Genomic DNA, 18,941 nt, shown 5'->3' with positions numbered 1-18,941 from the left:
TTCTTAGCATCCGGATCAGTAGGCAGGAAGCACAAAGGCACGTCGTCCCTATAAAACGAATGCAGACCGGAAAAATTAGCGAATGAGAAGAACTGGCAGGCGGGAGGCAGAGCGGGGATTTCTCGGGCACGACAAATCAAAGGTGGGAGCGAGCCTGCTCGCGAAAGCGGTATGTCAGGCAATGAAAATGCTGACTGTTGCGACGCTTTCGCGAGCAGGCTCGCTCCCACAGGTTATAAGGTGTTCAGGCAGTCGCGGCCATGGCGTGGCGGCGATGATGCACATCGAGCTGATCCTTGATCACCTTCAATACCTTCGCTTCATGCTCATGAATAAAGAAGTGCCCGCCGGCGAGCATGTCCACCGAAAAACTGCCGCGGGTTTCCTTGCTCCAGCCGATCAATTGCTCGGTGGTGGCGCGATCTGCCTTGCCGCCGAGCACATGCACCGGGCAGTTGAGCAGCGGTCGCGCCAGCGGCTCGAACTTGCCGCACAACAGGAAATCCGCGCGCAGGATCGGCAAGGTCAAGCTCATCAGCTCTGCGTTGGCCAGCACTTCCTCGCTGGTGCCATTGAGCGTGCGCAGTTGTTCGATCAACTCGGCGTCGGTCTTGGGGTCGGCAAAGCCGCGATCGTAATCGGCACGCATCGTCGGCGCCGCGGTTCCCGAAGCGAACATCGCTACCGGCTCGGGACAGCCCAGTGCGCGCAGGGCGTGCGCCATTTCGCAGGCCAGCAACGCGCCAAGGCTGTGGCCGAACAGTGCATAAGGGACTTTGAGTGTCGGGCGCAGCTCCTTGGCCAGTTGCATCGCCAATGCACGCATGTCGGTATGCAGTGGCTCGCCGAAACGTGCGCCACGTCCCGGCAGCTCAACCGGTTGCAACTGCAACCACTGCGGCAGTTTCGGCCGCCAGCGGCTGTAGACCATGGCACTGGCGCCGGAATACGGCAGGCACAGCAGGGTCAGCTTGGTCACCACGCTTTCCTCGAAAAATTCACTTGTAGAGAGAAACGGATCCCGTGGCGGCTAAATTAGTCTTCGACCGGTAAATTCCCCCCGCAGGCGCTCGTTAACTGTTCAGGCCAAAACCAATAACGAGGATTCACCGTGGACCTGCAGAGCATCCTGGGCAAGCTGTTCGCCAATGCCGGTGCCGTCGGCATCGAAGGCGTTTTTCAATTCGTGTTTGGTCCGCAGCAGGCCTACTGGTCCGAGGTCAAGGCCAGCAGCCGCACCGAGCCCGGACACCACGCCAGCCCGGACGTGACCATTGAAGTCGCCGAGCGCGATTTCCTCGGGATCATGAGCGGCATGGCCAACGTCGAAGAGCTGTTCGCCAGCGGGCGCCTGAAAATCGGCGGCAACATGGGCCTGGCAACGATGCTGCCGCAGATTATCGAACATGCGATGCACGGTGGCGCCGTGGCGGAAAAAGTCGACATGAACAAGCGCTACCCGACTCCGCCGCGCTTCAGCGAAAAACTCACTGCCAGCCTGCCGACCCAAAGCAGCGTCGAACGCCTTGCCCGCAGTGATCTGTCGGTCGCCGAATTCAACAGCCGCTACTTGCCCAATGGCATTCCGGTGGTGATCAGCAATGCGCTGCACGACTGGCCACTGTTCAACCTCAGCCGCGAAGAATCGCTGGTGCATTTCGCCGAGCTGCAAGGCATCACCCGCCATGGCGATTACGTGAAGAAAACCTTCTCCACCGAACGTGATTTTCGCTCCACGTCGATGGCCGACTTCATCGCCTCGCTGGACCAACCGGCGGTCAAGGGTGCAGATGGCGAACCACCCGCCTACATGGGCAACAACATCCTGCCGGCGCAGTTGATGCAGCAGATCAAGTACCCGCCCTACTTCGACACCTCGCTGTTTATTCCGCCGCGAATCTGGATCGGGCCGAAAGGCACGTTGACGCCGTTGCATCGTGACGACACCGACAACCTCTTCGCGCAGGTTTGGGGGCAGAAGACCTTCACCCTCGCCGCGCCGCATCACCGTGAAGCGCTGGGCACCTGGTCGACGGCGCCCAAGGGTGGGCTGGATGGCTGTGATTTCAACCCAGACGCCCCGGACTACGAGCGTTTTCCAGCCGCCCGCGACGTGACATTTCTGCGGGTAACGCTGGAGGCTGGGGATTTGCTGTTTTTGCCGGAGGGCTGGTTCCATCAGGTGGAATCGGTGTCGACATCACTGTCGGTGAATTTCTGGGTGAATTCGGGACGGGGCTGGTAAACAGTTGCCACCTCTACTTTGTAGGAGCTGTCGAGTGAAACGAGGCTGCGATCTTTTGACTTTAACGATCAAGATCAAAAGATCGCAGCGTGCCGCGACCCCTACTTGAGATGGCGGTAACTCTGGATTGCCGAGCCAAGCACCACGGCCCCCGCCACAATCGCCAGCCAGAAACCGCTGCGCGCACCGAAGGCGTCCACCAGCCAACCGGAGCCGGCGGCCCCGACAGCCACGCCGATACTCAAACCGGTCACCAACCAGGTCAACCCTTCGGTGAGCTTGGCTGCTGGCACGATGCGTTCAATCAACGCCATCGCCACAATCAGCGTCGGCGAGAAGAACAGCCCGGCAACGAACACGGCCAGCGACAAGCCAAAAATATTGCTCGCCAGCAACAGCGGCAATGTCGTCACCGCCGTCGCCACGCCGCCGTACAGGAACAACTGCGGCAATGGCAATTTCGAGCGCATCGCACCGAAGGCGATGCCGGCCAGGCACGAACCGATCGCGTACACCGACAGCACGATGCTCGCGGCCGCCGGCTGCCCTTGCTGTTGGGCAAACGCAACGCTGACTACATCAATCACGCCGACAATAACGCCCATGGCGACCATCAGCGCCAGCAGTAATTGAACGTCGGTCGAACCAATGATCGAGCCCTGATCTTCGGACGAGTGCGGATGCACCGCCGGCTCGGTGCTGCGCTGGGCGACAAACGCCGTCACGCCGATCGCCAGCGCCAGCAGCGCCGCCAGCGGTCCCGCCTCGGGAAACACCGCCACGCACAACCCCACCGACAATGGCGGGCCGACGATAAAGCACACTTCATCCAGCACCGACTCCAGCGCATAGGCCGTCTGCAATTGCGGCTGACCGCGATAGATCTCGGTCCAGCGCGCACGCACCATTGCCGACATGCTCGGCATGCACCCGGCCAGCGCGGCGAAGATGAACAGCGTCCAGTTTGGCGCTTGCAACCGCGTGCACAGCAGCAACATCAGCAGTGCGCCGCCGCCGATCAATGCCGACACCGGGAGAATTTTCCCCTGCCCGAAGCGGTCCACCAGTCGCGACACCTGCGGCGCGCAAAACGCCGTGGCCAGAGCAAACGTCGCCGCCACACCACCGGCCAACGCATAGCCGCCCTTCAACTGCGAGAGCATGGTGATCACGCCGATACCGGTCATGGAGATCGGCATGCGCGCGATCATCCCGGCCAGGACAAAATTGCGTGCGCCGGGGGCGGTGAATAATTCGCGGTAGGGGTTTGCCATGGGTGCTGCCTCATCAGGGGCCGCCAAGTTGCCATAAGGCTTGCAGGTCGCAAAGCGCACAATTGTTGGTGGAATGTGAAGGTGCTCGACTACGGCCTGCGGTTCGACTCATGCGCTGACGACCGATGCCTGATACAGCCGAAATGGCCGTCAACCTCTCGAATCACAACGACCATTTGTCGAAAACCTGGCAGACCTGTCAGATCTGACAGGTGCCTTGTTCCGCCACACAAGTTTTCATTAATCCGTCGCTCAACTGCGCAGCGCTCCTGATGAACAGGCAACGTGCATGGGAACTATCTGGCAGCAAACATACTCGGGAGCCATGCCATGGATGAACAGCTCATTCTCGTCTCACCCAAGGATCGCCAGACCGGCGTGGCCGCAAAAATGCAAGTGCATCACCAGGGCCTGCGCCATCGGGCGTTTTCCATTCTGCTGTTCGATCCGCAGGGCCGGCTGCTGATGCAGCAACGCGCGCTGGGCAAATATCATTCCGGCGGGTTATGGACCAACACCTGCTGCGGGCATCCTCGCGCGGGCGAACGGACGGCAGTCGCTGTCAACCGTCGACTGCAGGAAGAAATGGGCATGACCTGCAAGCTGCACAAAGTCGCCTCGATGCTCTACCACGAGCAAGTGTCCGATCAACTGATCGAGCATGAGTTCGATCATGTGTTTGCCGGTATCAGTCAGACCGATCCGGTGGCCAATCCTGATGAAGCCGTAAGCTGGGAGTGGCTGGCGCTACCGCAAATCGCGGAGCGCATCGAGCAGACGCCCAACGTCTTCACGGTCTGGTTTCGGCGGATGTTCGAGCAGTTCGGGATAGAGGGGGTGCGAGGCTGGTTCGAGGCAGTGCGCGCGCGCACCGCTTCACCATCATCGCCGCCGCGAAACGTTGTTCGTATGGATTCGCCCTGGGCCATCCCACCGTTGTACTGCCCTGCTCCCTTTCGGGTCGATGCTGCGCTGGCCGAGGCAGTGGATGAACAGCTCATGCCATGGATCGAGCAGGTCGGGATCTTTCCGGGCCAACTCGAAAAAGTCCGCGCGATGGGCTTTGGGCGCTTCGCCATGCTGTGTCATACCGACACGGAGGATCCGGACCGTGTGTTGCTGGCAGCGCAATGTGTTGCCGCGCTGTTCGCCGTCGATGATTACTACTGTGATGATGAAAGAACCGGGGCTGAACCCAAACTGGTCGGCCCGCGCCTGTCCGTCGCGCTGGCCGCGCTGGAACCGGTTTATTTGAGCGAACGGTTTCGCCCTGGTCTGGCACAGGCTTTGTGTGGCGATCCGGTATTGGTCGCACTGCAGGCCTATCTGGCGCGGGTGGAGGCCTTCGCGAGACCTGCACAGGTCGCACGCGTACGCCATGAAATCATCGCCATGTTCGTAACCATGACAGCCGAAGCCGCCTGGCGCATCGAAGGCCTCACGCCGGCGCTCTGGGAGTACCTCGCCCACCGCCAGGTCAACAGTTTCCTCCCATGCCTGTCGCTCGTCGACATTGTCGGTGACTATGAATTGCCCGCCAATGTCTACAGCGCACCGCAAGTGCGGCGGGTGACGACACTGGCTGCCAGCGCCACGATCATTGCCAACGACCTGTTTTCGGCGTTGAAGGAACAGCAGGCCGGCATTGGTGATTTCAATTTACCGTTGCTGCTGATGCGTGAGCAGCAATGCTCGCCGCAACAGGCCATGGCGCAAAGCGCCGCTATCCATGACGAGATCATGCATCTGTATGAAGCCGCAGAGCTGGCCGTCTTGCCGGGCGCATCGCCGCTGCTCAAACGCTATTTGCGAGGAATCAAGAGCTGGCTGGCGGGCAATGTCGAATGGCATCGCACCAGTGGCCGTTATCAGGTGTGAAGGTGTCGAACTTTTCATGATTACGGATGAACTCTCGTCGCCGCCTGTCAGTCAGCTAGATAAGTCCTCGACTCAAGGCGCGACCCTGCATGCAAATCTCCCTCACCGGACAAGTAGCCCTGATCACCGGCGCCAGCTCCGGCATCGGCCACGCTGCCGCCAAAGCCCTCGCCGCTGCCGGCGCCGCAGTGGTCATCAACTACAACCGTCAGGCCGAACCGGCCGAAGCACTGGCCCGGCAGATCATTGCCGAGGGCGGTCAGGCGCTGGCCATCGGTGCCGACGTGTCAAAAGAAAACGAGGTTGAACGGTTATTTGCCGAAACCGTCGAGGCCTTCGGCTCGCTGGACATTCTGGTGGCCAACTCGGGCATGCAAAAAGACGCTGCCGCCGTGGACATGACCCTCGACGACTGGAACGCAGTGATCAGCGTCAACCTCACCGGGCAGTTCCTCTGCGCTCGCGCCGCCCTGCGCATCTTCAATCGCCAGGGCATTCGCGAAGGCGTGTCGCGCGCGGCCGGCAAGCTCATCCACATGAGTTCGGTGCACCAGCGCATTCCTTGGGCCGGGCACGTCAATTACGCGGCGTCCAAGGGCGGCGTCGATCAGTTGATGCAAACCCTCGCCCAGGAAGTCAGCCATCAACGCATTCGCGTCAACGGCATCGCGCCGGGGGCGATTCGCACGGCAATCAACAAAGACGCGACCGAAGGCGCTGCCGGCGACAAGCTGCTGGAGCTGATCCCCTACGGACGCATCGGCGACGCGGAAGACATCGCCAACGCCGTGGTCTTTCTCGCCTCGGATGCCTCCGATTACATCGTCGGCACCACCCTGTTCATCGACGGCGGCATGAGCCTCTATCCGGAGTTTCGCGGCAATGGCTGAGCATCACCTGGAACGACAAAGTCCGATCGATGCCCACGGCATCATCGGTGACATGCGCAGTGCAGCGCTGATCAATGATCGCGGTAGCGTGGATTTCTTCTGCTGGCCGGAGTTCGACAGCCCGTCGATTTTCTGTTCGTTGCTGGACAGCCCCGACGCGGGGATTTTTCAGTTGGCGCCGGACTTGCCCGATGCGCGCCGCGAGCAGATTTACCTGCCCGACACCAATGTGCTGCAAACCCGCTGGCTGAGTGAGCGTGCGGTGGTCGAAGTCACCGATCTGTTGCCAGTGGCGGACAACGAGGACGATTTGCCGCTGCTGATGCGCCGGGTTCGCGTAGTCAGCGGTGAGGCGACCTTCCACGTGCGTTGCGCGGTGCGCCATGACTACGCGCGCTCCGACACCCGTGCGCGGATGGACCAGCAAGCGGTGATTTTCAGTGCCGATGGGCAGCCATCGATGCGTCTGACTTCGGATCAGCCGTTGCACATCGAAACCGACGCAGCGGTTGCCTCATTTACCCTGAAACAGGATCAGACTGCTGCGTTCATGCTGGGTGGCGAAGACGATCCGCGTTTCGCGGCAGGTGCCGCGCAACTGTGCATGGAACGCACATTGAAGTTCTGGCGCGACTGGCTCGGTCAGTCAATCTATCGCGGACGCTGGCGCGAAATGGTCAACCGTTCGGCCCTTGCGTTGAAACTGCTCACATCGCGCAAACACGGCGCCATTCTCGCCGCCGCCACCTTCGGCCTGCCGGAAACGCCGGGGGGCGAACGCAACTGGGATTATCGCTACACATGGATCCGCGATGCCTCGTTCACGGTGTACGCGTTCATGCGCCTGGGTTTTGTCGGCGAAGCCAACGCTTATATGGGCTGGTTGCGCGGGCGGGTCAGCGACTGCTGTGGCCAACCGATGAAGCTGAACATTCTCTACGCCATCGATGGCCGTCAGGAATTACCGGAAACCGAACTTGATCACCTCTCGGGGCACGGCGGAGCAAAACCGGTGCGCATCGGCAACGGCGCTTACGATCAGATCCAACTCGATATCTTTGGCGAGCTGATGGACGCGGTGTATCTGGTCAACAAATACGGCGACGCAATTTCCCACGAAGGCTGGAAACACGTGCGCGAAGTGGTCGATCAAGTCTGTGAGACGTGGCAGACCAAAGATGTAGGCATCTGGGAAATGCGCGGTGAACAGCACCACTTTCTGCACTCGCGGCTGATGTGCTGGGTAGCGCTGGATCGGGCCATCCGACTGGCCTCGAAACGCTCGCTGCCGGCACCGTTTGCGCAGTGGGACCAGACCCGACAGGCGATCTACGCCGACATCTGGGACAACTTCTGGAATGAAGAGCGCGGGCATTTCGTGCAGTACAAGGGTGGCACGGCGCTGGATGGCTCGATGTTGCTGATGCCGCTGGTGCGCTTCGTCAGCGCCAAGGATCCGCGCTGGCTGTCGACGCTTGAGGCGATTGAAAAACATCTGGTGCGCGACGGCATGGTGTATCGCTATCGCAACGACGACAGCAATATCGATGGCCTGGCCGGCACCGAAGGCGCCTTCGCTGCGTGCTCATTCTGGTACGTCGAATGCCTCGCCCGCGCCGGCCAAGTGGAAAAAGCGCATCTGGAGTTTGAGCAACTGCTGCGTTACGCCAACCCGCTGGGCTTGTACGCCGAGGAATTCGACAGCCATGGCCGGCATTTGGGCAATACACCGCAAGCGCTGACGCATCTGGCGTTGATCAGCGCGGCGAGTTTTCTGGATCGTCGGTTGAGTGGGGAAAAGAGTGAGTGGCAGCCGTAATGTTCGCCAGTGGTTGTAGGAAATAGTCCACAAAACGAAGACCTTGTAGGACCCCTGTGGCGAGGGGATTTATCCCCGATGGGCTGCAAAGCAGCCCCAAAACCCTCCAACCCATTCCCCCAGAAGTACCGGGTTTTCTCACTTCGGGGCTGCTGCGCAGCCTATCGGGGATAAATCCCCTCGCCACAAATTCGCATGGCAATGGACTACAGGTGATCAACATCCTCCGCGTCCACCCTCCCCCGAACCTCGCAGTCACACCCGGAAATACCCTGTTGCCAGCTGTTACATCCCCCCCTACCATCCACCGCAACGGGCACAGCGGAGCTGTCCAATAAAACCCGAATTCAAGGAACCAGAATGTCCCAGCACGTCCAGCGCACAATCGACACGCCCCTTCGCAGCGGCCTGACCCGCAGCCAACTCTGGGAAGCCGCGGACAAAGGCCTGATCAAATGCTGGGAAATCGGCCGCCAACGCGCCACCCGCTTCCCCGACCTCGCCCAACGCTGCCTCGCCGACGAACTGCCAGTGCTCGGCTGGAAAGGTGGCGTGAGCCGCAGCCTGAAGAAAACCGAAAAATATGGCTCGTTGAAGTATCTGGCGCAGTGGCAAGGCTTGCGCGGCGAGGATCTGGATATTGATATGAGCGAAGAACGTTCGTTGACCTGTTCGCGGACGAAGATGCGGGTGACGTTTACTCCGGATCGGACGAAGTATTTCAATCAGGTGGCGGAAGCCGAGGCTTAAGGAGAAGCAGCGATGGTCGATTTGCATCAGGAATTTCATAACAGCCGTTTCTTTCACGAAGCGCGGATTGACAGGCGTTCGGCCGACGCACTGGCAGGGGTCGCTGCCGGGCTAGCCGCTGATGGCAAGATCAATCAGCAGGAAGCCGAGTTTCTCAAGACCTGGATCGAAACCCACTTGGTTCACTTGGGGGATCCGGTGGTAAATATTCTCTACAAGCGTCTTGGGGGCATGCTTAGCGACGGTGTACTGGATGCCGATGAATCGGTGGAATTGCTGGAGATTCTTCATCAGTTCGCCGGCCTGCCAGTGGGCGCAGCACAAACCTTCAGCGTGCCCAACAGCCTGCCGCTCGATAGTCCAGCCCCATCCCTGGACTGTGCCAATCGTGTTTTTCTGTTTACCGGTGTTATGGCTTACGGGCCGCGCAAAGCGTGTGAATCGCTGATCGTAGAACGCGGCGGAATGATTGGTGCAGGTGTCAGCAAGAAAATCCACTATCTAGTGATCGGCAGCATCGGCAATGAACAGTGGCTGCACAGCAGCTATGGTACGAAGATCAAAAAAGCCGTTGAGCTGAGAGACAGCGGCGTGCCGATCGCCATCATCAGTGAAGATCATTGGCAGAAGGTGTTGTTCGGATAACAGGAGCCCGGTATGAGTGGAAAAGCGATTCTGTTCTGCAAAACCGCTAGCCTGACCATTGCCTATGAGGCGCATGGCCCGGAAACCGGTGCGCCGGTGATCCTCCTTCACGGCTTCCCCTATTCCCCTCGCGCTTACGACAAAATCGCGCCGCTCCTCGCCGCTCAGGGTTACCGAGTCGTCGTTCCGTACCTGCGCGGTTACGGGCAGACTCGCTTCAACGATGCACAAACACTGCGCTCAGGCCAGCAAGCCGCACTCGCCCAGGATTTGCTGAATTTGATGGATGCACTCTCCATCGAACAAGCCACGCTCTGCGGGTATGACTGGGGTGGTCGCGCGGCATGTATCGTCGCGGCGTTATTTGCGGAACGAGTGCGCGGCTTGGTGACCGGTGATGGCTACAACCTGCAGGACATCCCCAACTCGATTCGACCGCTGGATCCCGAGACCGAACATCGGCTCTGGTATCAGTATTACTTCCACACGCCACGTGGCGTTGAGGGCCTGAAGCACAATCGTCGGGAGTTTTGTGAGCTGCTCTGGAGGCTTTGGTCTCCGACCTGGTCGCACACCGCCAAGCGTTTCCCCCTGACTGCGCCTGTCTTCGACAACCCCGATTTCGTTGACGTGGTGATCCACTCCTATCGCCACCGCTTCATGTACGTCGCGGGAGATCCGGCGTTTGAGTTGATGGAAGATTTGCTGACTCGGCAACCGACCATTAGCGTGCCGACCATTTCTTTGTGCGGTGCCGACGACGGTGTCGGCCCTGCACCACAAGAGGATGAAGACGCAGAGCATTTCACCGGCTTCTATGAGCGGCGTGTGTTGCCCGATGTCGGCCATAACATTCCCGAGGAAGCCCCTGAACAAACCCTCAAGGCATTACTGGATCTGTTGCAGCACTGACCGAAAACCGCTCGCGATAAGCCTGCGGCGTTACGCCAATTGCCCGCAGAAAACTACGACGCAACGTCTCTTCACTGCCAAACCCGCAATTGGCCGCGATGCGTTTGACCGGCAGACCAGTGTCACTGAGCAATCGCCGGGCGGTTTCGACGCGGATCATTTCGATGGCCCGCGCCGGGGTCTGGCCGGTGTCGGCGCGGTAATGGCGGACGAAACTGCGTTCACTCATGCCGGCCTGCTCGGCAAGGGTCGGGACGCCGAGGTCGCAGGTGAGGTTCTCGGCGATCCACGCGTGCAACTCATCAAAACGATTGCCCTGATTCTGCAACGACAAGGTCACGCTGAACTGCGATTGCCCGCCGGGGCGCTTGAGGAACACCACCAGATGGCGGGCGACATCCAATGCGATGTCGCTGCCCAGATCTTCTTCGACCATTGCCAAAGCCAAGTCGATGCCAGCGGTGACACCCGCCGAGGTCCACACCGGGCCGTCGTTGATGAAAATCGGATTCGCCTCAACGTGCAGATTGGGGTGTTGCTGCGCCAGTTGTTCGCAGCGGGTCCAGTGGGTGACCACGCGACGACCGTCGAGCCAGCCACTGGCGGCCAGCAAAAAAGCGCCTGTGCACACCGAGGCCACGCGTCGGCATTTCGCGGCATGTGCGCGCACCCAATCCACCAGCGGCACATCTTCAGCGGCGGGATAAATGCCCCAGCCGCCGGCGATGATCAGCGTGTCACTGGCCGCGTCCGGTAAAGGCTCAGCCAACACCGCCAGACCCGCCGATGACATCACCGCCCCGCCGCCGCTGGCAATCACGCTCGGCGAATAGGGTATCGGCAAACCGCGTTGACGAGCGATGTCGTTGGCCGAGGCGAACACCTGCAACGGCCCGGTGACGTCGAGGATCTGCATGTTGGCAAACGCGAGTACGTGGATGGCTTTGGGCATTTGGCGTAATTCGTGGGGTGATTGGCGTATGCGCCAGAACCTACGCGCCTACAGTGAAGCCGTCCACCCCTTTTCATGGAGCAAGAACGATGACGTTGCAGATCGGTTTTCTGTTGTTTCCGCAGGTTCAGCAACTCGACCTGACCGGCCCTTATGACGTGCTTGCCTCGTTGCCGGACGTACAGGTGCATCTGATCTGGAAGGATCTGATGCCGGTCACCGCCAGCACCGGTCTGCTGTTGAAACCGACCATCACGTTCGAGGATTGCCCGTGTCTGGATGTGATCTGCATTCCCGGTGGCGGCGGTGTCGGGCCGTTGATGGAAGACGCGCAGACGCTGGACTTCATCAAACGCCAGGCCCTTCAGGCGAAATATGTGACCTCAGTGTGCACCGGCTCGTTGGTCCTCGGCGCGGCGGGCCTGCTGCAAGGCAAACGCGCGACCACGCATTGGGCGTATCACGATCTGCTGCCGACGCTGGGTGCGATTGCGGTGAAAGATCGGGTGGTGCGTGACGGCAATCTGTTTACCGGTGGCGGGATTACCGCGGGGATCGATTTTGCCTTGGTATTGGCTGAAGAGTTGGTGGGTGCCGACGCGGCGCAACTGATCCAGTTGCAATTGGAATATGCCCCGGCACCGCCGTTCAATTCCGGCAGCCCGGAGACTGCGCCGGGTGCGGTTGTCGATGAGGCCCGTTTGCGTGCAGCGCCATCGCTGAAGCTACGTACGGAAATTACCGAGCGCGCTGCCGCCAAACTCAACTTGCACTGATTCCCAGGCAAACACAAAACCCTGTGGGAGCTGGCTTGCCAGCGATAGCGGTGGACCAGTCGATGAAGATGTCGGCTGAACAGGCCTCATCGCTGGCAAGCCAGCTCCCACAGGTAAAGGGGTTGACCATAGGTTTGTGTGCTGCCCCGGTTTCCCCCTTCACCTTCACTTGTCCCCGCGCCCCCACCCGTGTAGAAAGCCCCTCCAAACATTCTGCACAGGGACTTTCGATGAAGGCTTTGCCATGGCTCTATCTGGCGCTTCTCAGCTTCGGTTATGGATGGGCGCTGAGCTACGGCCACCTCGGCTGGCTCGCTTTGATTTCCGTGGGGCTGCTGGTGTTCGCCGGTTTTGCCGTGCGCCAGCAACAGGTGCCGGTCGCGCGTTTTCTTGGTCATGGGCTGTTCATCGTGTTGGCCGTGGCGTTGGCGCTGCACTGGTTACCGGGTTTCGCCAACGGTCGGGCTATCGATCCGCAGCGCTTCACCGACAACGCCGTGCCGTTCTCGATGTACCTGAATCTGGATAAACCGCTGATTGGTTTCTGGTTGCTGCTGGTGTGCCCGTGGATTGTCGGGCGCCGTTCGTTGCGCCTGAGCGTCTACGCCACCGCCCTCGCCCTGACGCTGAGCGCGGTTCTGGCCCTCGGCGGCGCGCTGTTGCTGGGTGTGATTGCCTGGGCGCCGAAGTGGCCGGATCAGGCGTGGCTGTGGGTGCTCAATAATCTGCTGCTGGTGACCTTGGTCGAAGAAGCGCTGTTTCGCGGCTATATACAGGGCGGCCTCAGCCAGCGCTTCAAACACCTGCCGTACGGCGACAACCTCGCCCTGCTGCTGGCCTCGCTGCTGTTTGGTCTGGTGCATGCCGGCGCGGGCTGGAGCTGGGTGTTGCTGGCAGGGCTGGCGGGGGTCGGCTATGGTCTGGCCTATCGTTTTGGCGGACTCGGCGCGGCGATCGTCACGCATTTCGGCCTGAACCTGCTGCATTTCGGCCTGTTCACCTATCCGATGCTCGCCGGCTGAAGCAAGCGCCGTTTTGCGACGCTGTGCTGATTATTGAAAAAAATTTTCAATAATCAGCTGTCACCGCCGACAACCTTTCAAAGCCTTGCGGATTGAAAAACCATGCGTAATAACCAGCCCATTACACAACGCGAACGGACTTTTCCGGCTCAGCAGCGGTTGATTTCCACAACCGACGCCAAGGGCGTGATCACCTACTGCAACGACGCTTTCGTCGAAATCAGCGGGTTTTCGCGTGAGGAACTGATCCGTGCGCCGCATAACCTGGTCCGTCACCCTGACGTGCCGGCGGCGGTGTTTTCGCACATGTGGGGCACACTGAAACAAGGCTTGCCATGGATGGGCATTGTCAAGAATCGCTGCAAGACCGGTGACCATTACTGGGTTAACGCCTATGTCACACCGGTGTTCGACGGCAATCAGGTGGTCGGTTACGAGTCGGTGCGGATCAAACCCACCGCCGAACAGATCCGCCGTGCCGAAGCGCTCTACCAACGCATCAACCAAGGCAAGTCGGCGATCCCTTCCAGCGATAAATGGCTACCGGTGCTGCAAGACTGGCTGCCGTTCATTCTGGTCAGCCAGTTGAGCTTCGTGATCGGCGCGACCCTGAACTCGCAGTGGGGCTTCGCTCTCGCCGCCGGTCTGTCGGTGCCGCTGGGCCTGATGGGCCTGCAATGGCAGCAACGCGGGCTCAAGCGCCTGCTGCGTCTGGCCGAGCAGACCACCTCTGACCCGCTGATCGCGCAGATGTACACCGACAGCCGTGGCGCCCAGGCGCGTCTGGAAATGTCGATCCTCAGCCAGGAAGCCCGCCTGAAAACCTGCCTGACTCGTCTGCAGGACACCGCCGAACACCTGACCGATCAGGCCAAGCAGTCCGACGCCCTGGCGCACAACAGCTCCACTGGTCTGGAACGTCAGCGCGTGGAAACCGAACAGGTCGCCACCGCCGTCAACCAGATGGCCGCGACCACGCAAGAAGTGGCGAGCCACGTCCAGCGCACTGCTGACGCCACTCAGGAAGCCAATCGCCTGACCGGTCGCGGCCGTGACATCGCCGGGGAAACCCGCGAAGCCATTCAGCGTCTGTCCGTGGTCGTGGGGGAAACCGGCCTGACCGTGACCCAACTGGCCAAGGACAGCGACGAAATCGGCGGCGTGGTTGATGTGATCAAAGGCATCGCCGACCAGACCAACCTGCTCGCGCTCAACGCCGCCATCGAAGCTGCACGTGCTGGCGAGATGGGCCGTGGCTTCGCGGTAGTAGCTGACGAAGTGCGTCAACTGGCGCAACGCACCAGCGAATCGACCGGGCAGATTCATGCCCTGATCGCCAAGTTGCAGCAGACCGCGTCCAGCGCCGTGCAAACCATGGAAGCCGGCCATCGCCAAGCGGAAGAAGGTGTGGCGCGGGTGCTGGAAGCGGATCAGGCACTGGTCGGCATCAGCGAAGCGGTGGCCAACATCACCGACATGACCACGCAGATTGCGGCGGCGACGGAAGAGCAAAGTGCGGTGGCTGAAGAGATCAGCCGCAACATCAGCAATATTTCGGAGTTGGCGGATCAGACGTCGGAGCAGGCGCATAACTCGGCGTTGCTGAGTGAAGAGCTGACGAAGACGGCTAACACGCAATATTCGTTGGTGGAGCGGTTTAACCGCTAACAGCAAAAAATCGCAGCCTGCGGCAGCTCCTACAGATAATCGGTGTAGGAGCTGCCGCAGGCTGCGATCTTTTTGAATTCTCCTGCAAGGTTTTCGGTATCAGATTGCCGTTCGGGCGCAGGATCACCGAAGACACAATCCCCCCCGGGTAATCATTTAGCCGTTGCTTGAACGCGGGGGTGGTCAGGTCGGGTGTGGACGGATTGCTCTTTTTCGCCAACGGCCCCGTGCCTTTGATATCCGGCCCGTGGCACAGCGCGCATCGCTGGGAATCTCTCGCAATAGAGCGCGAGACGTCAGCGTGTGGGGCTGTGTGTGTCCAGCGAATTTTCCGATGCGCGCTTCCACGTGCTGGCGGCAGCGGCATTCAGGCGCCGGAACTCGATCGCCGCGATAGTGGCACATTAATAGCCATCACCCCTTCAGAATTCCTGCATGCGGACGACAACCTCCGCAAGTCCGTTTCTTGTTGTGAGTCCTTCATGAAGAAGATCGCTGTCCTGATGTTCGCCGTTCTGTTCCTGGCCGGATGCGCCAACCAGAAATTCAAGCCCGAATACCGTACCCAAATCCACACCGTGAAAATCCTTGCGGTGTCATGGAAACCCCGGGAAATGAGCTATATGGGCCGCGAACAAGCATGGGGCGCCGCCATTGGCGCGGGCGTCGGCACCGGCGTAGGTCTGGCGGCGGGCGCTGGCAAAATCGGTACGGCGGCACTCGGCGGTGCCGGTTTTGCTGCTGGTTTGAAGGCCGGCGACTTGGCCTCCATGTCGACCGTCGATGCGATCCTGTACAACATGGAAACCGCCAACATCAACCTCGGCGACTTGGTGAAAACGAGCTTCGAAGAAAAACTCGCCGCCAGCGGCCGCTTCAAAATCGTCGGCGACAACGAACCGGCGGACGCGCAGATTGAACTGACCGTATTCAACTGGGGCTTCGCCCTGACCCAGGGCTTCAGCAGCGTGGTTTACCCGACCATCGCGGTCAACGGCGTGATGAAGCGCGGCGACGAGTTGATCTGGCAGCGCAACGAGCCGATCACCGCGTTTAACGGCGCCAACACCTACGGTTATGAGCCGCTGCGCTATCGCACTGAACCGGAACTGGTACGCACCGCGTTGACCGGTGTTTCGCAGATTGTCGGCGACTATCTGGTCAAGGATTTGAACGAGTAAGGGTGATGGCGCTGCGCTGAGCCCAAGCAGAGCTATATGAATCGTAATGCCTCTTTCAATCGATCCCCCGGAGAGTTCCGTGCAGCGCATCATTCTTTGCATCAGCACATTGCTGCTGGCCGCTTGCGTCACCCAGCCCAAAAATACCGACCGCCAGGCAGTGTTGCTGGCCCAGCCGTTGACGCCCAACAGCCTGATGCGTGAAGGCGACGTCATCAACTTTCAGGTGATCGAGCCGCGCGATCCGCAATCCGTGGTGGTACAGCGCTTCCAGTACTCTGCGGCCTGCAGCACGGCGCAGATCAACGAAGTGTATTCATTCCTGTTGATGCGCCACATTTATCCGGGCAATCCGCGTCACTATGCGCCGGCGAGGGCGTTGCCCGAGCGTTACCACGCCACACTGCTGAACAACCGCGATTTCCTCCAGGCATGCAAAAACCTGCCTGTAGCCGATTGGCGCAAAGTGGCGGAAGACGACACAGGTCGCTGGTTGCTGGTCGATAAAAACAACCTGCAAAACAAGGCCGGGCACGTCGATGTATGGATGGCCTACGACGAGCCGAAAACCCGCCTCAACCTGGTCAATAGCGCACCGTTCACCCAAACTCGCGAGCACTACACGTTCGATTGCGCCACACGCAATTCCAAGCTGCTGGCCCGCTATTTCCTCAACGCCGACAACCAGGTCACCGACGGCAAAATCGACATGTTCCCCGAGACCAAAGTAATCACGGCGTCCGAGGCGGACAAGTCAAAGATGTTTGAACTGGTGTGCAACGCACCAACGTCCATCGCCAGCCTGCCGGCGCTGACCCGACGCAGCAAAGCGGCGGTAGATGCCAACGCTATCCCCGACATCAGCCCGAACGTGCTGAAAAGCATCGAACAGCTGCACCTGCCGAAACCACTCAAGACCCTGACTTACCTGGACCTCGCCGGGACCGCCAGCAATAGCAAAAAGAGCTGGCCGGAACGCACCGAATACTTCATTTCCACCGACCCGGTCAGCCAACAACTGAGCATTGACCATAAGAGCGAAAACCTCGTCGGCCATCAAATCAGCTGGCGCGGCCTGCTCACCCTGTCCGGTCGGGAACAGGCCAAACTGTCCCGCAACACCCTTGTGATCGACAATTTGAGTTTCCGAGGTGATTGGCAGCAAATGCGCGTCGGCAGCCAACTGGGCTACACCCGCCAAGGCAGCATCAACAGCAACCTGATCGGCTCGCTGGGGGAAGAACCGGTTACCGTGGATTGCACCGTCGACAGCGAGTCACCCGCCAAACTGCTGAACCCGGCGTTGAGTGGTAACGCCAAAGCGATCAGTTGCCGTGATCAGCGCAAGAGCTTGAAGCCCGTGCCGATGGATCATTATTACTATCTGGTGGATTACGGTTTTTTCTATCACGCCAGTACGGATAAAGGCGACGGGATTGCGGTGGATATGCACGTGCAAAGCGTGAAGTAGGCGGCGACTGGTGCCTCATCGCGAGCAGGCTCACTCCTACAGGGGATCGTTGTCGGGCTCACAATCTGTGATCACCACAGATCCAATGTAGGAGCGAGCCTGCTCGCGATGAGGCCATAACAGCCGGCGAAATTACTGAGGCAACTTCAGCTTATCCAACAGTCGATTGACCAACAGTTCGTTGAGCATGATCACCTGTTGCAGCGCCAGCAGCGGCTTGCGTTCCGGGCCGCCGATTGAGTTGGCGATGTTACCGGCCATGGCGTGGGCGTATGAAAGCGACTCGCTAGCCTCGACCAGGAGGGTTTCGTCATCCAGCGTGGGGTCGACGAGATAGACCGGGCGAAACTTGGGCGAGTTTGGCGGGGCCGCCAGGGCTTCTGGTCTGAGGTAGTGGTCGAGGGCGCGATCGATTGCTTCTTTTGTCTTTTGAGACTCAAGCGCTGGGTCGTGAGGGATTGGGTCGGTGCCCGGAGGGTTTGGCGTGGCTTTGAACATAAATATCTAATTCCTGAACAAGGGCCGCGACCGTTCTCTACTAAAAGAAGGGTGGCGGCTGTGCGCAGGTTAGTAGACCGGAGGAATTAGCAAGACCGGCGCGCTCGAAAGCGCCCTGAGCACAGCCACCATTGAGTGCAGGCAAATGCGCCTGACTTAATGGGACCTATGCACTTACTAAAACCATACGGGCTACTAAACCCGACCACTGATGGGCAGTGGCAGGCAAACGATATAGCCCGCGCTATGGTCGTGTAAGCCGGCGGATTCTGGCGTACGCGTAGGTAACGGCGCAAGGTGTTGTAGGCCCGATGGCGTAACGGCTCGTGTACTTTAAACGCGCTCGCGGAATCATGTTTACGCACAGGAACTGCTGGGTAGTGAGGGCTTCCAGTTTTTTATCGTGTCAGCGAAATAGCCCCTCACCCTAGCCCTCTCCCAGAGGGAGAGGGGACTGACCGAGGTGTTTGGGCAAGGTACGCCGACGTGCGATACCGCGTTGAACTCCAGCGCTGAAAAGCACACAAATCGGCTCTTCTCCTTCCCAGAGAGAGGTGACTGACCGAGGTGTTTGGGCAAGGTACGCCGACGTGCGATACCGAGTCGAACTCAGATTCTGAAAGGCCCACAAATCGGCGCCCTCTCCCTCGGGAGCGGGCTGGGCGGGCGGCGTTCCGATGAGGGGCAAGAGCACCACAAAACAAAAGCCGAACACCCGCTCTTCACCACTCAATAGGCCGAGTGTCAGCTCGCCTGCTCTTGATCTTGATCCACGGGCGACGTCGGAAGGCTGAGTGGAGGGATTGATCCGGGCGTGGGAGCGCAGCGACCGTTTGGCGCAGCCAAACACAGCGAGAGGAGGTGCAGCGAAGCAAACCGTAGGCGCTGCGCCCGGATCGATCCCGGAGCGAAGGGACCCCGAGCCCCAGCGAGCGGGCCGTACGTAGGAGCAAGCCTTTT

Annotated in this window: 17 protein-coding genes; 12 read left to right on the top strand and 5 right to left on the bottom strand. The window is 59.9% G+C overall.

Going from position 1 to position 18,941, the window contains the following annotated elements; genetic code table 11:
• Positions 1-244 precede the first annotated feature (244 nt).
• Positions 245-982: a thioesterase II family protein gene (locus tag AK821_RS11830; protein ID WP_064389803.1), complete on the bottom strand. Its 738-nt coding sequence runs from the start codon at positions 980-982 to the stop codon at positions 245-247.
• A gap of 129 nt (positions 983-1,111) precedes the next feature.
• Between AK821_RS11830 and AK821_RS11825 the strand changes: the two genes are divergently transcribed.
• Positions 1,112-2,245, top strand: coding sequence for a cupin-like domain-containing protein (locus tag AK821_RS11825; protein ID WP_064389802.1), 1,134 nt, complete (start codon positions 1,112-1,114; stop codon positions 2,243-2,245).
• Between the two features lie 101 nt (positions 2,246-2,346).
• Here AK821_RS11825 and AK821_RS11820 read toward each other — a convergent pair whose 3' ends face one another.
• The gene (locus AK821_RS11820; protein WP_064389801.1) at positions 2,347-3,519 is read right to left on the bottom strand and encodes an MFS transporter; all 1,173 of its coding nucleotides are present in this window, start codon (positions 3,517-3,519) and stop codon (positions 2,347-2,349) included.
• Between the two features lie 330 nt (positions 3,520-3,849).
• Here AK821_RS11820 and AK821_RS11815 point away from each other — a divergent pair, with 330 nt between their 5' ends.
• The 6 genes from AK821_RS11815 to AK821_RS11790 all read left to right on the top strand — a co-directional run bounded on the left by AK821_RS11815 (position 3,850) and on the right by AK821_RS11790 (position 10,413).
• Positions 3,850-5,397, top strand: coding sequence for a family 2 encapsulin nanocompartment cargo protein terpene cyclase (locus tag AK821_RS11815; RefSeq protein WP_064389800.1), 1,548 nt, complete (start codon positions 3,850-3,852; stop codon positions 5,395-5,397).
• A gap of 89 nt (positions 5,398-5,486) precedes the next feature.
• Entirely contained in the window at positions 5,487-6,287 is an 801-nt protein-coding gene (locus tag AK821_RS11810; protein ID WP_064389799.1) for a glucose 1-dehydrogenase, read from the top strand.
• Positions 6,280-8,106, top strand: coding sequence for a glycoside hydrolase family 15 protein (locus tag AK821_RS11805; RefSeq protein WP_064389798.1), 1,827 nt, complete (start codon positions 6,280-6,282; stop codon positions 8,104-8,106). Before AK821_RS11810 ends, AK821_RS11805 begins: the two co-directional genes overlap by 8 nt.
• Before the next feature lie 360 nt (positions 8,107-8,466).
• A complete protein-coding gene (locus AK821_RS11800; protein WP_064389797.1) occupies positions 8,467-8,856 on the top strand; it encodes a hypothetical protein in 390 nt (129 codons plus the stop codon).
• A gap of 12 nt (positions 8,857-8,868) precedes the next feature.
• A complete protein-coding gene (locus AK821_RS11795) occupies positions 8,869-9,501 on the top strand; it encodes a BRCT domain-containing protein (RefSeq protein WP_064389796.1) in 633 nt (210 codons plus the stop codon).
• A gap of 12 nt (positions 9,502-9,513) precedes the next feature.
• Entirely contained in the window at positions 9,514-10,413 is a 900-nt protein-coding gene (locus AK821_RS11790) for an alpha/beta fold hydrolase (protein ID WP_064389795.1), read from the top strand.
• Here AK821_RS11790 and AK821_RS11785 read toward each other — a convergent pair.
• Positions 10,382-11,365, bottom strand: coding sequence for a GlxA family transcriptional regulator (locus tag AK821_RS11785; protein WP_064389794.1), 984 nt, complete (start codon positions 11,363-11,365; stop codon positions 10,382-10,384). The genes AK821_RS11790 and AK821_RS11785 overlap by 32 nt on opposite strands.
• An 89-nt stretch (positions 11,366-11,454) precedes the next feature.
• Here AK821_RS11785 and inhA point away from each other — a divergent pair, with 89 nt between their 5' ends.
• From inhA to AK821_RS11770, 3 genes are all read left to right on the top strand, one after another.
• Positions 11,455-12,141, top strand: a complete 687-nt coding sequence (gene inhA, locus AK821_RS11780) for an isonitrile hydratase (protein ID WP_064389793.1) — start codon at positions 11,455-11,457, stop codon at positions 12,139-12,141.
• A 230-nt stretch (positions 12,142-12,371) separates the two neighbouring features.
• Positions 12,372-13,163 carry a CPBP family intramembrane glutamic endopeptidase gene (locus AK821_RS11775; protein ID WP_064389792.1) on the top strand — a complete coding sequence of 264 codons (792 nt, stop codon included), beginning with the start codon at positions 12,372-12,374 and terminating at the stop codon, positions 13,161-13,163.
• A 102-nt stretch (positions 13,164-13,265) separates the two neighbouring features.
• Positions 13,266-14,831, top strand: coding sequence for a methyl-accepting chemotaxis protein (locus tag AK821_RS11770; protein ID WP_064389791.1), 1,566 nt, complete (start codon positions 13,266-13,268; stop codon positions 14,829-14,831).
• Here the strand turns inward: AK821_RS11770 and AK821_RS31395 are convergent.
• Positions 14,821-15,198, bottom strand: coding sequence for a hypothetical protein (locus AK821_RS31395; RefSeq protein WP_442965587.1), 378 nt, complete (start codon positions 15,196-15,198; stop codon positions 14,821-14,823). The two genes, AK821_RS11770 and AK821_RS31395, sit on opposite strands and share 11 nt — an antisense overlap.
• A 115-nt stretch (positions 15,199-15,313) precedes the next feature.
• Between AK821_RS31395 and AK821_RS11765 the strand changes: the two genes are divergently transcribed.
• Both AK821_RS11765 and AK821_RS11760 read left to right on the top strand, forming a co-directional pair.
• Positions 15,314-16,012 (top strand): hypothetical protein, encoded by a 699-nt coding sequence (locus AK821_RS11765; protein ID WP_064389790.1) that lies wholly within the window; start codon positions 15,314-15,316, stop codon positions 16,010-16,012.
• A 79-nt stretch (positions 16,013-16,091) separates the two neighbouring features.
• Positions 16,092-17,483, top strand: a complete 1,392-nt coding sequence (locus AK821_RS11760; RefSeq protein WP_064389789.1) for a surface-adhesin E family protein — start codon at positions 16,092-16,094, stop codon at positions 17,481-17,483.
• A gap of 132 nt (positions 17,484-17,615) precedes the next feature.
• On the opposite strand, the gene AK821_RS11755 is transcribed toward AK821_RS11760, so the two are convergent.
• Positions 17,616-17,981, bottom strand: coding sequence for a DUF6124 family protein (locus AK821_RS11755; protein WP_064389788.1), 366 nt, complete (start codon positions 17,979-17,981; stop codon positions 17,616-17,618).
• Between the last annotated feature and the right edge of the window lie 960 nt (positions 17,982-18,941).

Source organism: Pseudomonas sp. RIT-PI-r (assembly GCF_001297015.1).
Classification (GTDB): domain Bacteria; phylum Pseudomonadota; class Gammaproteobacteria; order Pseudomonadales; family Pseudomonadaceae; genus Aquipseudomonas.
The sequence above is the reverse complement of the archived record's forward strand: the minus strand, read 5'-3'. Positions and strand labels throughout refer to the sequence as shown.

What these genes read in the sequence shown, in the direction of transcription:
- AK821_RS11795 (WP_064389796.1), top strand. Translation starts at nt 8,869, where the DNA reads ATGGTCGATTTGCATCAGGAATTTCATAACAGCCGTTTCTTTCACGAA.
- AK821_RS31395 (WP_442965587.1), bottom strand. Translation starts at nt 15,198, where the DNA reads ATGCCGCTGCCGCCAGCACGTGGAAGCGCGCATCGGAAAATTCGCTGG.
- AK821_RS11815 (WP_064389800.1), top strand. Translation starts at nt 3,850, where the DNA reads ATGGATGAACAGCTCATTCTCGTCTCACCCAAGGATCGCCAGACCGGC.
- AK821_RS11820 (WP_064389801.1), bottom strand. Translation starts at nt 3,519, where the DNA reads ATGGCAAACCCCTACCGCGAATTATTCACCGCCCCCGGCGCACGCAAT.
- AK821_RS11790 (WP_064389795.1), top strand. Translation starts at nt 9,514, where the DNA reads ATGAGTGGAAAAGCGATTCTGTTCTGCAAAACCGCTAGCCTGACCATT.
- inhA (WP_064389793.1), top strand. Translation starts at nt 11,455, where the DNA reads ATGACGTTGCAGATCGGTTTTCTGTTGTTTCCGCAGGTTCAGCAACTC.
- AK821_RS11800 (WP_064389797.1), top strand. Translation starts at nt 8,467, where the DNA reads ATGTCCCAGCACGTCCAGCGCACAATCGACACGCCCCTTCGCAGCGGC.
- AK821_RS11775 (WP_064389792.1), top strand. Translation starts at nt 12,372, where the DNA reads ATGAAGGCTTTGCCATGGCTCTATCTGGCGCTTCTCAGCTTCGGTTAT.
- AK821_RS11770 (WP_064389791.1), top strand. Translation starts at nt 13,266, where the DNA reads ATGCGTAATAACCAGCCCATTACACAACGCGAACGGACTTTTCCGGCT.
- AK821_RS11755 (WP_064389788.1), bottom strand. Translation starts at nt 17,981, where the DNA reads ATGTTCAAAGCCACGCCAAACCCTCCGGGCACCGACCCAATCCCTCAC.
- AK821_RS11785 (WP_064389794.1), bottom strand. Translation starts at nt 11,365, where the DNA reads ATGCCCAAAGCCATCCACGTACTCGCGTTTGCCAACATGCAGATCCTC.
- AK821_RS11810 (WP_064389799.1), top strand. Translation starts at nt 5,487, where the DNA reads ATGCAAATCTCCCTCACCGGACAAGTAGCCCTGATCACCGGCGCCAGC.
- AK821_RS11765 (WP_064389790.1), top strand. Translation starts at nt 15,314, where the DNA reads ATGAAGAAGATCGCTGTCCTGATGTTCGCCGTTCTGTTCCTGGCCGGA.
- AK821_RS11805 (WP_064389798.1), top strand. Translation starts at nt 6,280, where the DNA reads ATGGCTGAGCATCACCTGGAACGACAAAGTCCGATCGATGCCCACGGC.